This is a genomic window from Pirellulales bacterium (assembly GCA_019636345.1).
Classification (GTDB): Bacteria; Planctomycetota; Planctomycetia; order Pirellulales; family Lacipirellulaceae.
The window spans coordinates 245,892-258,754 of record JAHBXQ010000002.1; the positions used below are offsets into that span (position 1 = coordinate 245,892).

Annotated in this window: 10 protein-coding genes; 8 read left to right on the plus strand and 2 right to left on the minus strand. The window is 66.3% G+C overall.

All coding sequences use genetic code 11. The annotated features are described in order from the left end of the window. Window positions 1-28 precede the first annotated feature (28 nt). The 3 genes from KF688_04830 to KF688_04840 all read left to right on the plus strand — a co-directional run bounded on the left by KF688_04830 (window position 29) and on the right by KF688_04840 (window position 6,201). Complete coding sequence (locus tag KF688_04830; GenBank protein ID MBX3424985.1) at window positions 29-3,601, plus strand: efflux RND transporter permease subunit; 3,573 nt, start codon at window positions 29-31, stop codon at window positions 3,599-3,601. A gap of 362 nt (window positions 3,602-3,963) precedes the next feature. After that, a complete protein-coding gene (locus KF688_04835) occupies window positions 3,964-5,136 on the plus strand; it encodes an NHL repeat-containing protein (protein MBX3424986.1) in 1,173 nt (390 codons plus the stop codon). Window positions 5,137-5,175: 39 nt separating this feature from the next. Further along, the gene (locus tag KF688_04840) at window positions 5,176-6,201 is read left to right on the plus strand and encodes a DUF1559 domain-containing protein (GenBank protein ID MBX3424987.1); all 1,026 of its coding nucleotides are present in this window, start codon (window positions 5,176-5,178) and stop codon (window positions 6,199-6,201) included. A 31-nt stretch (window positions 6,202-6,232) separates the two neighbouring features. Here the strand turns inward: KF688_04840 and KF688_04845 are convergent, their stop codons facing one another. Together KF688_04845 and KF688_04850 are read right to left on the minus strand one after the other, a co-directional pair. Then, on the minus strand, window positions 6,233-6,667 hold the full coding sequence (locus KF688_04845; protein ID MBX3424988.1) for a peptidylprolyl isomerase: 435 nt from the start codon (window positions 6,665-6,667) through the stop codon (window positions 6,233-6,235). Between the two features lie 165 nt (window positions 6,668-6,832). After that, entirely contained in the window at window positions 6,833-7,969 is a 1,137-nt protein-coding gene (locus tag KF688_04850) for an LptF/LptG family permease (GenBank protein MBX3424989.1), read from the minus strand. A 190-nt stretch (window positions 7,970-8,159) separates the two neighbouring features. On the opposite strand from KF688_04850, the gene KF688_04855 reads away from it, so the two are divergent. From KF688_04855 to flgG, 5 genes are all read left to right on the plus strand, one after another. Next, window positions 8,160-8,948, plus strand: a complete 789-nt coding sequence (locus tag KF688_04855) for a ComF family protein (GenBank protein MBX3424990.1) — start codon at window positions 8,160-8,162, stop codon at window positions 8,946-8,948. 89 nt (window positions 8,949-9,037) lie between these two features. After that, a complete protein-coding gene (locus KF688_04860; protein MBX3424991.1) occupies window positions 9,038-9,952 on the plus strand; it encodes a DUF502 domain-containing protein in 915 nt (304 codons plus the stop codon). A gap of 18 nt (window positions 9,953-9,970) precedes the next feature. Continuing rightward, window positions 9,971-10,927: a hydroxymethylbilane synthase gene (gene hemC / locus KF688_04865; protein ID MBX3424992.1), complete on the plus strand. Its 957-nt coding sequence runs from the start codon at window positions 9,971-9,973 to the stop codon at window positions 10,925-10,927. A gap of 251 nt (window positions 10,928-11,178) precedes the next feature. Beyond that, the gene (locus KF688_04870) at window positions 11,179-11,934 is read left to right on the plus strand and encodes a flagellar hook-basal body protein (protein ID MBX3424993.1); all 756 of its coding nucleotides are present in this window, start codon (window positions 11,179-11,181) and stop codon (window positions 11,932-11,934) included. A gap of 81 nt (window positions 11,935-12,015) precedes the next feature. Further along, a complete protein-coding gene (gene flgG / locus KF688_04875; GenBank protein ID MBX3424994.1) occupies window positions 12,016-12,819 on the plus strand; it encodes a flagellar basal-body rod protein FlgG in 804 nt (267 codons plus the stop codon). The last annotated feature ends 44 nt before the right edge of the window (window positions 12,820-12,863 follow it).

Genomic DNA, 12,863 nt, shown 5'->3' on the forward strand with positions numbered 1-12,863 from the left:
GCCGTCGTACTCTCTGCACAAATCTGCCATGTCGCTCATTGACGCATTTGTCCGCAACCCGGTGAAGATCTCGGTCGGCGTGCTGCTGGTCGCGCTGTTCGGGTATCAGGCGCTGGTGCGGATGCCGATGCAGCTCACGCCCGAGGTGCAGACGCCGACGATCACCGTGACCACTCGCTGGCCCGGGGCGAGTCCCCAGGAGGTCGAGCGGGAGATAGTGATCGAGCAGGAGGAACAGCTTGTCGGCGTGGAGGGGGCGACGAAGCTGTCCTCGGAAAGCACCGACTCGCAGGGGACGATCACGATCGAGTTTCAAGTCGGCACGAACATGGAGGAGGCGCTGCTCAAGGTGAACAGCCGGTTGCAGCAGGTCCCCGAGTATCCCGAGGACGCCGACCAGCCGGTGATCACGACCGCCAACTCGGCGAGCCGGCCGATCGGGTGGTTCATTCTCAGCACGGCTCCGCCCGACGAGGCGAAGCTGGCCGACTTCGCGCACAAGTATCCTGAGTTGGCCGAAAAGCTCGTCCCGGTGCGGAAGGCGAAGAACATCGGCCTGAAGAAACTGAGGCTGCGGAACCTGGCGAAGGATGACGAGCGGTTCAACGAGCTCTTGCCTCCGCCGGATCTCGACGTCACCAAGCTGCGACGGTTCGCCGAGGACGAGATCGAAGCTCGGTTCGAGCGGGTCGACGGCGTGTCGCAGTCGAACGTCATCGGCGGGTTGGTCGACGAACTGCAGGTGGTCATCGACCCCGAGAAGCTGGCCGCGCGGCAGATCACGATGAGCACGGTCCGGGCCGTGCTGCAGAGCCAGAACCGCGACACTTCGGCCGGCGACTTCTGGGAAGACAAACGCCGCTACGTGACCCGCACGCTGGGGCAGTTCCGTTCGCCCGAGCAGGTCGAAAATCAACTTCTGGCGATCCGCGACGGGGGGCCCGTGTTCGTGCATGACGTGGCCGAGGTGCGGCTCGGGTACAAGAAGCCCGACGGACTGGTGCGTCGCTTCGGCGAGGGGTGCATCGCGATCAACTGCATTCGCAGCGTGGGGGCCAACGTGCTCGACGTCATGGCCGGTTTGCGCGAAACGACCGCCACGATCAATCGCGAGATCCTCGCCCCCCGCGGATTGTCGCTCGTGCAGGTTTACGACGAGACCGAGTATATCGATTCGTCGGTCAATCTGGTGAAGGAGAACATCTACTTCGGCGGCGCCCTGACGATGGCGGTCCTCATGGCGTTTCTGCACATGGGCGCCCGCACCGTGTTGACGATTCCGGCGATCGTGGCCTTGGGGATCGCGGCGGCCTATTTCTCCCCGTGGTGGTTCGCGGGATGTTTGGCGGTGATCGTCGGATCGGGGTTCTGGTTCGCCCGCGGTTCGTTGGTCGTGGGACTGGCCATTCCGACGAGCATCATCGGCACGTTCCTTGTGCTGGGAATGCTTGGCCGCTCGCTCAACGTGATCAGTCTTGCGGGGCTGGCCTTCGCGGTCGGCATGCTCGTCGACAACGCAATCGTCGTCTTGGAGAACATCTTCCGTCGGCACGACGACCTCGGCGAGACGCCGCTGGAGGCCGCGGTGCGCGGCACGCAGGAAGTGTGGGGCGCCGTGGTCGCCTCGACGCTGACCACCGTCGCAGTATTCCTGCCGGTCGTGTTCATTCAGGAGGAAGCGGGGCAGCTGTTTCGCGACATCGCCCTGGCGATCGCCGCGGCCGTGGCGTTGTCGATGATCGTCTCGGTGACGGTCATTCCCACCGCGGCGGCCCGCTTGTTTCGGGGCGAGAGCCGGGGGCTGTCGCACGACGAACTCGCCGCGCTCCGCAACGGTTCGCCTGCCGTCTCTCCAGATCGACCTCTGGCGGCGAAATCCGCGTCTCGCGCCGGAGCGGTCGTGCGACTGGCCGAGCTGCTCGGACAACGGATCAGCCAATCAATCGCCGGCGCCAACGCCTGGATCCAGCGCGGCGTTCTGCGCCGGGCGGCGGTCGTGCTCGTGTTGGTGGGGGCTTCGCTGGGAATCTCCTGGGCGCTTTGGCCGCAGGTCGAGTATCTGCCCAGCGGCAATCGAAATCTCGTGTTCGGCATCCTGTTGCCGCCGCCGGGTTACAACACCGACCAACTGATCAGCATGGGTACGATCGTCGAGGAGGGGCTCCGGCCCTACTGGGACGTCGACCCGACGGCGGCGCCCGACGATCTCGACGGTCCCGTGATTGACGACTTCTTCTTCGTCGCCCGGGGCCGAAGCGTGTTCGTCGGGCTGCGGGCGCTCGACCCGCTGCGGGCCGGAGAACTGGTCCCGCTGGTGCAGCAAGTCGGCAGGAAGTTGCCGGGCACGTTCGCCGTCGCCAAACAGACGAGCTTGTTCGAAGACGGCCTCACCGCCGGTCGAACGATCGACGTCGAGATCACCGGGCCCGACGTCGAGAAGCTGGTGGCGCTTGGAGGCCAAATCATCGGCCAGGTGTCGCAGAAGATTCCCGGCGTTCAGGCGCTCCCCAAGCCGAGCCTTGATCTGTCGAACCCCGAAGTGCACGTCGTCCCGCGGTTGGTCCAGGCGGCCCAGATGCAGATGACCACGTCCGACATCGGCTTTGCGGTCAACGCGCTGGTCGACGGGGCGTACGTCAGCGATTACTTCCTCGACGGCAAGAAAATCGACCTGACGATCGTGGGCGAGTCGAAGTACGCCGACGCGACGCATCTCATCGGCGCGGCGCCGTTGGCGACGCCGCTGGGGAACCTCGTTCCGCTCAACGCGCTGGCCGACATCTCGCTGGCGAGCGGCCCCGAGCAGATCAACCATCGCGAGCGAATGCGGGCGATCACAATCGAGGCCTCCCCGCCCCCTGAAGTCGCGCTCGAAGACGCGATGCGGATCATCGACGAGGAGATCGTCGCCCCGATTCGCGCAACGGGGCAATTGGGAGATGCATACCGCATCACGCTTGAAGGGACCGCCGACAAACTGGGCGAAACATGGCGGGCCCTGCGCGGAAACGTCATCTTGGCGCTGACGATCACGTACTTGTTGATGGCGGCGCTGTTCGAGTCATGGCTCTATCCGCTGGTGGTCATTCTCACCGTGCCGCTCGGCGCCGTCGGGGGAATCCTCGGGCTGCGGGTGCTGAACGAATTCGTGCTGCAACCGCTCGACGTGCTGACGATGCTCGGCTTCGTGGTTCTGATCGGGACGGTGGTCAACAATCCGATTCTCATCGTCCACCAGGCGCTCAATCACATTCGCGAAGACGGCATGACTCCAGGCGAAGCGGTGACCGAGAGCGTGCGGACCCGCATCCGGCCGATTTTCATGACGACCACCACGACCGTGCTGGGGTTGTTGCCCCTGGTGCTGTTCCCCGGCGCCGGCAGCGAGCTGTATCGCGGGTTGGGAAGCGTGGTGCTGGGGGGGCTGTTGGCGTCGACGGTGTTCACGCTCGTGTTGGCGCCCACGTTGTTTACGCTGGCGCTCGACGCCAAGCGGCTCGTGCTGGGGCTGTGGCGTCACCGCGGCGCTCGGCCGCAGGCGCCCCCGTCGGGGGAGGAGCCCGCGACAGAGGAGCCTGAACTTGTTGCCGCGGCGCGTTAGCTGACGCACGCTGGGGGATCGGAGCCGGCCGGGCCGCTGGTTTGCGGGGTGACGCACGTTCTGTTAGCCTAGCAAACGCTGGAAACTGGGACTGACACGGGGGCCAAGACCACGAGCCCCTTGGAAACGGCGCGCCGTGAGCGTGCCTGTCCCCCCTTTTTCAGCCGCGCTTGGCTTGGCCCCAAGGCATGCACCGCAGGCGCTCGCCCCATGTCCGGTTCAGGCTTGTGAACGGGAACAGCCGTCGCTCGAGATACGGAATTATGGGATTTTGGCGTTCTTTGCGCGCAAGTTCCATTTGCCCCAACTGCTAGCGCTCTCGGCTGGTGACTTCCTAGAATCCGCTCCTTCGAGTTGCTCCGATGATTTCGCCCCGCTGCGTGAGACCTTGGCTTCGCTGTTGTACGCTCGTCGTGCTCGGAGCGCTGACGGCGGGCCGGGCCGCTGCTGCCGAATACTTGGTCGCCGATCGGGCGACCAACCGCGTCTTGGCGTTTGACGCCGCCACGGGGGCCTTCAATCGCGTGGTCCTGGCCGAAGACGCCGGGCTCGACGAGCCGACGGCCATGGCGTTCGGCCCCGACGGCGACCTGCTGGTCGCCAGCCTGCAATCGAACCTGATCCTGCGCGTGAATCCCGCCACCGGCGCGTCGTCGACCTATTTGTCGACCGGCAGCGTCGTCCCCGGCGGGCTCGCTTACAACACGGCGACGGGCGATCTGCTGGTTTCGCAGTTCACCACGGGGCCGTTTCCGCCCGACGGTCAGGCCGTGTTTCGGTACGACTCCGGCGGGACGCTTGTCGGAGCGTTCGCGTTCGAGGCAGGCCCGAGCGGGCGGACCGGCATGGCCTTCGACAGCGCGGGAGATCTCTACGTCAGCGCCTTCTTTGCCGACATGTCCGGCAACGGGCTGGTCATGAAGATCGATCCTCAGAACAACTACGGTTTCAGCAGCTTCTTCGCCTCGGGCGCCGCTGTCGCGCAAGGTGGGCAAGGGTTCAACGGCCTGACGTTCGACGCTGCGGGCAATCTGTACGTCGCCGCCCTTGCAGGGCAAAGCATCCTGAAGTTCGAAGTCGACGCCGGCGCCGTCGTCGGGGCGGGCATCTTGAGCGCCCCGATTGCTTACCCCTCGGGCGTACTTGTCGGCGATGACGGGCGGTTGTTGGCCACGAGCCTTGGGAACAACAACCCGGCTGATCCCATCTACGGCGCATTCCTGTTCCCGGGAAGCATTCGGCGGATCGACGTTGAGACCGGCGAATCGTTGCCGTTTCTCAAGGGGGACTCCAACGCCGATACGGTCGTCGACGGCGGCGACTTCCTCGCGCTGCAGCGCTCCGGCTCGGTTGCGGGGATCGCCGACTGGAAGGTCGGGTTCGGCATGTCGGGATTGGCGGGCGATTTCCAACCCACGGCGATCGTGTATTACAACCCCGTCGCGGCGACCGCTCCTGTGCCCGAGCCGGCCTCGATCGTCTTGGCCGCGGGGCTGGCGCTGGGCGGCTTCATGGCGCTGCGTCGATTCGCCTAAAGTCCGCGACCGCGGCCGTCGCCGCTTCAGGAATGCACGATGCCGCGTCGCCGGTGGTCCTTGTCGAGTTCGCCCGCGGGCTTTACGCTCGTCGAGTTGCTGACCGTCATCGCGATCATCGGCGCATTGTCGAGCCTGCTGCTGCCGGCGGTGCAAAACGCGCGGGAGGCGGCACGCCGGGCGGAATGCGCGGTCAAGTTGCGGCAAATCAGTCTCGCGGCGCTCAACTACGAATCGGCGCGCGGGGTCTTGCCGCCCGGCTCGGTGGCGAAGGAGTATCCCGCCGACGTCCGCACTCCTCATACGTTTTACCGGTGGTCGGCCCTGGCCCATTTGTTGCCGTACATGGAGGGGGCGCCGGTCGTCAGCCAGCTTGATCTGGAGACGCCGCTCTACTCGCGCACCTTGACCGTCAGCGAAGTGAACCGACCTGGCGTGGCGCAGCTCGTTTCGGCGTTCTTGTGTCCCAGCGATCGCGGCGCGCCGGTCAACGAGTCGTTCGGGCCGACGAACTATGCGACCTGCACCGGGTCGGGGCTCGACGGCGGGGCGCCGTTCGAGGCCGACGGGTTGTCGTTCATCAATTCTCGAGTGACGTTGGCGCAGGTCGTCGATGGGACGAGCTACACGCTTTACGCCTCCGAGACCCTGCTGGGAGAGACTCCCCCGGCGAGCACCCCGCGCGAGCAGGTCGATCCACGGCTCGTGTACGGCCTGGCGGCCGCCGTGCCGCTGACCGATGGTGCATGCAGCGAGCTGGGGGTCTGGAATCTGACCGATCCCCCGGGCTTTTCCTGGGCCAACGGCGAGTATCGCACGACGCTTCTGAACAACTACCGAACGCCCAATGCGCGCGAGTTCGACTGCATCTCGACGCAACTCATCGGCTCGCTGGAAGTGCGGTACGTCGCCTACGGATGGCGCACGGCGCGGAGCAATCACCCGCGCGGGGTCAACGCCGCGGCGGCCGACGGCTCGGTGCGATTTGTCGGCGACGCGGTCGACGTCGAGGCTTGGCGGGCGTTCGGCGCCCGCAACGGCGGCAAAGCGGCAAGCGTGCCGTAGCAACGCGAGCGCGGGCCGACGACGATCCCCCCTACTCGTCGGCGACGCTCGCCTTTTCGATCTTGTCCCCTTGGCGAATCGCGTCGACGACCTTCTGGCCGTCGTCGAGCACCTTGCCGAAGACCGAGTGCTTGCCGTCAAGCCAGGGGCAGGGGACGTGAGTAATGAAGAACTGCGACCCGTTCGTGTTCGGGCCCGCATTGGCCATCGAGAGGATTCCCGGGCTGTCGTGCTTGAGGGTCGGGTGGAACTCGTCCTCGAACGTATAGCCCGGGCCGCCGGTGCCGTCGCCGCGGGGGCAGCCCCCCTGAACCATGAAGTCCTCGATGACCCGATGGAACTTCAGCCCGTCGTAGTACCCCTCGCCGACGAGCTTTTCAAAGTTGGCGACCGTCTGGGGGCACTTTTCGGCGTACAGTTCCAGGCGGATGTCGCCCTTGTTGGTCTTGAGCGTGGCAACCTTCATGACAGGCCGGGTCCTCGGGAGCGAACGGGGGAGAGCTGATTCAAACCGCCCAGCATCGCCTCTGCCAAGCCCGGAGGCAACCCCCGGAGGAACCGGGGTTGGGGGACGGCTTGCGACGATCGCCCGGGGCGAGCGTCGTCGCTGTGCGGCCTCGTCCGCATCGGCTTAGGTTTTGAGCGTGTCGTACATCGCCGCGGCCAGGGGGACGAACGCCAACAGGGGCAACCAAGCGGCCAAGGCGGGCTCGAGCAGTCCTGTTCCTCCCAGGGCTTGGCAGGCGAGCCCCAGCAGCGAGAAGCTTGTCGCCACGACGAGGCAGATCCCGATCGACAGAAACACGTTGCGGCTCGAGCGCGAAAACATCAGCGGCAATCCCAGCATGAGCAGCATGCCGTCGAACAGCGGCTGGACCAAGCGGGCGTGGACGGCGACCCGGACGTCGGCCCCCAGGTCAGTGCTGGGGCGATTGAGCTCGGCGACGAGCTCCTTGGTCGAGGCGAAATTGCGCCAAGTCGATCCCGTGGCGAGCACCTCGAACGGGATTTCGCTGACTACGAACACTTCGTCGGGGGCGAGCCAATGGGCGTCGGAGGGCGTGACGACCACCGCCTCGTCGTCCAAGCGGAGCGAGGGTTGGCCGAGCAGCGTCTCGGGGGCCGTGACGCCCATCAGATGAAACCCCGCGGGACGATCAGGCCGAGCGTCGGCGTACTGGGCCTCGACCGCCGTCAGTTGTTGGCCGTACCGCGAGAGGGCCGGAGGGAGCACGAACGCCGGCCGAAGGATGCGTCGCGTTCCGACGACGACCCGGTCGCCGCCGATGAGTACGTCGCTCTTGGTGTCGAATCGGGCCTCAAGCTCGCGGGCGTTCTCGCCGGCGAGGTCCCGCGTGTCGCGGTTCAGTTCGTCGCGGACCTGCGGGACGACCAGCTCGCGATTGGCAACCCCGAGAAAACTGATGGCCAAGGCGGCTCCGATCAGCGGGCGAGCGACGCGCACCTTCGAGATCCCCGCGGCCATGATCGCCGTCAGTTCCTGGTGCCGGGCGAGCCACGCCACGGTGAACATGGCCGAGATCATCGCCAGGACGCTGCTGGTGCGATCGAAGAATCCGAGGCTTTGGTAGGCGTAGTATCGCGCGACGATCGCCCATACGCTTCGCCCCTCGCCCTCGGCGAACGACGAAAAGTGGTCGAGATGCCCGAACGCGTCGATCACCACGTACAGCCCGGTCAGGCTCAGAAAGCAGATGATGAAGATCTGCACGAACTGCCGGAGCATGTAGCGATAAAGGATGAACATGAGCGGCGGCCGGGAAGGTTGGGAAGGGGCGGCAGGGTACCGAACCCCTCGTGAGCCGGTCAAGGCGGTCGCGGCAGCCGGCAAGCTTGGACCAATCTCGGGAGAAAGTTTGACGCGGACCGGGTCGGCGAGCGACAATCGACGAGGCTCGCTGCTAGCATTGCCGCCGCGTCTCGCTTCCGTCGCGCCCATGCCGCTCGTCCCGCGCCTGAGTTTGGGAATCGCTCGCGCCGCCGGCGCGGTGCGCGATCTGGTGCTCCCGCCGCGGTGCGCGGCCTGCGACGGCGATTTCGACCCTCGCGATTCGTCGTCCTCCCCCGGCGATCGGGACGACGGGGTTCAGATTTGCGAGTCCTGCCGCACGCGGGTTCCGCGGTTCGAGTTCGAGCCTTGCCCGCGATGTCTCGCCCCGCTGCCGCGAGCCGGAGAGCAGCTTCTGGCATGCCGGTACTGCTTCCGCTGGAAGCCGCGATTCACGCGGGCGTTGGCCCTGGGGCCCTACGAAGGGCTGCTTCGCGACTTGGTGCTGCGGAACAAGATCGACGCGACGGGGGTGTTGTCCCGAGCGCTTGCCGGGTTGGCCTGGGAGCGACTGGGGGAGGAACTGCGGGCGCTTCAGTTCGACGTCGTCGCCGCCCCGCCGATGCACTGGCGCCGCCGTTGGCAGCAGGGGTTCAATCCCCAGGCCGCGCTGGCTCGGCAAACGGCGGCCCGGCTGCGGGCGCCGGCCGACCCGGACTTGCTGCGGTTGCGGCGCGACGTCCCGCGACAGGTCGGCCTGTCGCACGCGGGGCGGTTGCGGAATCTCCACGGAGAGATGGAACTGGGCCGGGGCCGGAGCCTGGCGGGGGCCCGGGTGCTTGTGGTCGACGACATCCTAACCTCCGGGGCCACCTGCAGCGAGGCCGCTCGTGTGCTGCTGGCCGCCGGGGCGAGCGAAGTCGCCGTGCTCGTCGTGGCTCGGACGCCGCCGGGGTGACCAGCGGCCTCCCTGCGGATCGCGCAGCGAGCCGGCGCGCGGGGGAGTCGCACTTGTGTCTCCGCGGGGGATACGCAGAATAATCCGGCATGGAAATCGCACCTCCGAGCCCGCATCGCAAACCGAGCGCCCTGGACCCCTTTCGGCGGGCGGTCCTCCGCGGCCTGGGGGTGTTGCTGCCGCCGCTGCTGACGGTGGTCATTTTCCTGTGGATCGGCAACACCGTCGCCAATTACCTGTTGGACCCGGCCGAGCGACTGATCCGCGGGATCCTCGTCGACCGGTACCAGTCGAACGTCGTCCCGGCGTCCCGCAAGCCCGATGGCGAGCCGGTCGACGGCGTCTTTCTGTTCGAGGGCGTGCCGTACCATCGGATCGGCAACCGGGGCTACGTCCCGGCGGACCACTACGAAGACGCCCTCCAGTACCTCGGCGCCAGTCGGATGCCCGAGACGCCGGCCGAGTTCTACCGGGCCTATGTCGACCGCAAGTGGTTGTCGCGGTGGATCGTTCTGCCGACGTTTACGCTGCTGTTCGTTCTGCTGTTGTACCTGTTGGGAAAATTTCTCGCGGCGGGGGCGGGGCGGTTTTTCTGGAATCAGTTGGAACGGTTGATCAACCGGGTGCCGCTCGTGCGAAACGTCTATTCCTCGGTCAAGCAGGTGACCGACTTCGCGTTCAACGAGCGGGAACTCGAATATACCCGCGTCGTGGCGATCGAATACCCGCGCAAAGGGATCTGGTCGTTGGCGATGGTCACCGGCGAGAGTCTTCACGATATTTCCTGCGCGGCGAACGAGCCGGTCGTGTCGCTGCTGGTCCCTACGTCGCCCATGCCGTTTACGGGGTTCACGATCACGGTCAAGAAGAGCGAGATCGTCGATCTCAACATCACGGTCGACCAAGCGTTTCAATTCATTGTCAGCTGCGGCGTCGTCTGTCCGCCGCCGCAACATGGGGGCGACCGCGGCCCCATCACGTTGCCGCCGCCGAACCAGTCGTAATCCGCGGGGCAAGCTGTCATGGCGCTTGATCGTACGCTTCGTATTGGGACCCGCGCCAGTCGACTTGCGCGCTGGCAGGCGGATTGGGTCGCCGCGGAACTGACCGCGCGGGGCTTGCGCGTCGAGATCGTCGAGATCAGCACGCAAGGAGACCGCGAGCAGCGCGGCCCGGTCGTCGCGCTCGGCGGGACGGGGGTGTTCACCAAGGAGATCCAGTCGGCGGTCCTGGCCGGGGTCGTCGACGTGGCGGTTCACAGCCTGAAAGATCTGCCAACCGCGCAGGCCGGAGGGCTGGCGCTCGCGGCGACGCCTCCGCGGGAGGAACCCGTCGACGCCCTTGTCGGGAGTCCGCTCGTCGAGCTGCCGCCTGGGGCGCGCGTCGGGACCGGCAGCCAACGGCGGCAAGCCCAGCTCAGGACGCTGCGGCCTGAGCTGCAACTTGCCGGCATCCGCGGCAACGTCGATACGCGACTGGCCAAACTCGATGCGGGCGAGTACGACGCCATCGTCCTGGCCGCGGCCGGTTTGCGGCGACTCGGGTGGGGCGAGCGGATCGCCGAGTTGCTCGCACCCCCTCGCATGCTCCCCGCGCCGGGGCAGGGGGCCTTGGGGATCGAGTGCCGCGAGGATGACGCCGCCGGTCGTGCGGCGCTCGCCCCGCTCGACGATCTGCCGACGCGGTTGGGCGTGACCGCCGAACGGGCGTTCCTGGCGGCGCTCCACGGCGGGTGCTCGGCGCCGGTCGCCGCGTGGGGGCGGGTCGAAGGGGACCTGCTGCGGCTCGACGGGCTCGCGGCCGATTTGAACGGCGTCGTCGTGCTCCGGGGTTCGCATGACAGGGAACTGACTCCCGGCGTCGCTCCTGCAGAGGCCCTTGCCGCAGCGGAACAACTCGGCGCGGAGCTTGCCGAGGAACTCATCGCCCAGGGCGCCGCAGAGATCATCGCGGCCGCCAGACAAGTTTCCCCGGGCTGACGCGCTGAAGGGCGTCGCTGCGTGTCGCGCAGTTCCTGCCGATCAGCGGCAGTCGATCGGCAATCTCTGCCGATGACCTCGCGCAGTCGATTGCCGCTAGCACCGCACGTCTTGAGCGTCTTGGTCGGGGCCGGGGCTGAATCGACGGCATTCAGCGATGCCAGCGATTCCCCCGGCGGTCCTTGGCACGCTTCGTGCATGAGCAAGGGGCCGTGACCGCAGGGGGGCGACCTGCGACACGCTAGCTTGCCATGCCGCTGGGACTCTATCTTGCCGCCGAAGGCGCCCTCGTGCAGCAACAGCGGCTCGAGGTGATCGCCAACAACATGGCGAACGTCAACACGGCCGGCTTCAAGCGGGACGTAGCGACGTTCCAGGCCCGTTTCGCCGAGGCGATCCAGCAGGGTCAGGACTACCCGGGCAGCTACTCGGTCAACAACGTCGGCGGCGGCGTCAAGATGATCGAGACGCTTACCGACTATTCGCCCGGGGCGTTGCGGCACACGAGCATGCCGACCGACTTCGCGATCAACGGCGAGGGGTTCTTCACGGTTCGTTCGCCGCAAGGCGAGACGTTCCTCACCAAAGCCGGCAATTTCGTCATCGACGCCCAGGGGCGGTTGCTGACGCAAACGGGCGACTTTGCGGTGCTCGACGACGGCGGGGCGCCGATTCAGATCGACGGCACGCTCCCGTTCGAGGTCGAGGCGGGAGGGCGGATCGTCCAGGACGGATCCGCCCAGGCGATCGGGCTCGTCGCCCCGCAGTCGCTGGGCGATCTGGTCAAGGTCGGCAGCAACATGTTCCGTTCGCTCGGGCCGACGACCCAAGTCGCCGCCGAGGCTCGCGACGTTCGCCAAGGTTTTCTGGAAGACTCGGGCGTCAACTCGACGCGCGAAATGATGGCGATGATCGAAACGACCCGCGCCTTCGAGGCGAACACGAAACTCATCCAACACCAGGACGGCATGATCAGCGGACTGATCGGCCGACTGCTGACGGCGTAACGTGCCGCTTCGAGCGAGCTGACGCTTCTCGACTTGGAACGCTCAGATTTCCGACCTCTCACCCCCGACTCCTCTTCCGCCATGTCAGTCCAAACGCTTTACACCGCCGCCACGGGGATGGAAGCCCTCGAGACGAAGCTTGACGTGATCGCCAATAACATGGCGAACATCAACACGACCGGCTTCAAGAAGGATCGGGCGAACTTCGAGGATCTGTTCTACCGACAGATTCGCATGCCGGGCGCCCGCGACGCCGACGGCAGCATCACCACGACCGGCATCGACGTGGGACTGGGCGTGCGCGTGTCGAGCACGCAGACCAACCACACCCAAGGGGCGATGCAGATCACCAACAATCCGCTTGACTTTGCGATCGAAGGGAACGGGTTCTTCCAAGTGCAGAACCCCAACGGCGGGTTCTTCTACACTCGAGCCGGCAACTTTGGCCTGAACGCGAACAACCAATTGGTCCTCGGCTCGGCCCAGACCGGGTGGATCATCGATCCGCAGATTTCGATTCCGCAGGACGCGACCAACGTGGTCGTAACAAGCGACGGTCAGGTGCAGTTCAACACGAGCACCGACCCCACGTTGCAGACCGCCGGCCAGTTGCAGGTGGCGACGTTCATTGATCCGGACGGTTTGCTGAAGATGGGAGACAACCTCTACCAGCTTACCGACGCCTCCGGTCCCGCGACGCTGCTGAACCCGGGGCAGCAAGGCGCCGGTTGGCTTCGCCAGGGGGCGCTCGAGGCCTCGAACGTCGAACCGGTGCAGGAACTGATCGATCTGATCACGACGCAACGGGCGTTCGAACTCAACTCGCAAGTCGTCCAAGCGGGCGACCAGATCATGCAGACCGCCACCCAGTTGCGGCGGTTCTAGGACTCTGAGCGCTAGTGCACGCGCGACAAACGCCATGGCGACGA

Excerpts from the sequence above, each read along its gene's own strand:
- KF688_04830 (MBX3424985.1), top strand. The coding sequence starts at position 29 with ATGTCGCTCATTGACGCATTTGTCCGCAACCCGGTGAAGATCTCGGTC.
- KF688_04835 (MBX3424986.1), top strand. The coding sequence starts at position 3,964 with ATGATTTCGCCCCGCTGCGTGAGACCTTGGCTTCGCTGTTGTACGCTC.
- KF688_04840 (MBX3424987.1), top strand. The coding sequence starts at position 5,176 with ATGCCGCGTCGCCGGTGGTCCTTGTCGAGTTCGCCCGCGGGCTTTACG.
- KF688_04845 (MBX3424988.1), bottom strand. The coding sequence starts at position 6,667 with ATGAAGGTTGCCACGCTCAAGACCAACAAGGGCGACATCCGCCTGGAA.
- KF688_04850 (MBX3424989.1), bottom strand. The coding sequence starts at position 7,969 with ATGTTCATCCTTTATCGCTACATGCTCCGGCAGTTCGTGCAGATCTTC.
- KF688_04855 (MBX3424990.1), top strand. The coding sequence starts at position 8,160 with ATGCCGCTCGTCCCGCGCCTGAGTTTGGGAATCGCTCGCGCCGCCGGC.
- KF688_04860 (MBX3424991.1), top strand. The coding sequence starts at position 9,038 with ATGGAAATCGCACCTCCGAGCCCGCATCGCAAACCGAGCGCCCTGGAC.
- hemC (MBX3424992.1), top strand. The coding sequence starts at position 9,971 with ATGGCGCTTGATCGTACGCTTCGTATTGGGACCCGCGCCAGTCGACTT.
- KF688_04870 (MBX3424993.1), top strand. The coding sequence starts at position 11,179 with ATGCCGCTGGGACTCTATCTTGCCGCCGAAGGCGCCCTCGTGCAGCAA.
- flgG (MBX3424994.1), top strand. The coding sequence starts at position 12,016 with ATGTCAGTCCAAACGCTTTACACCGCCGCCACGGGGATGGAAGCCCTC.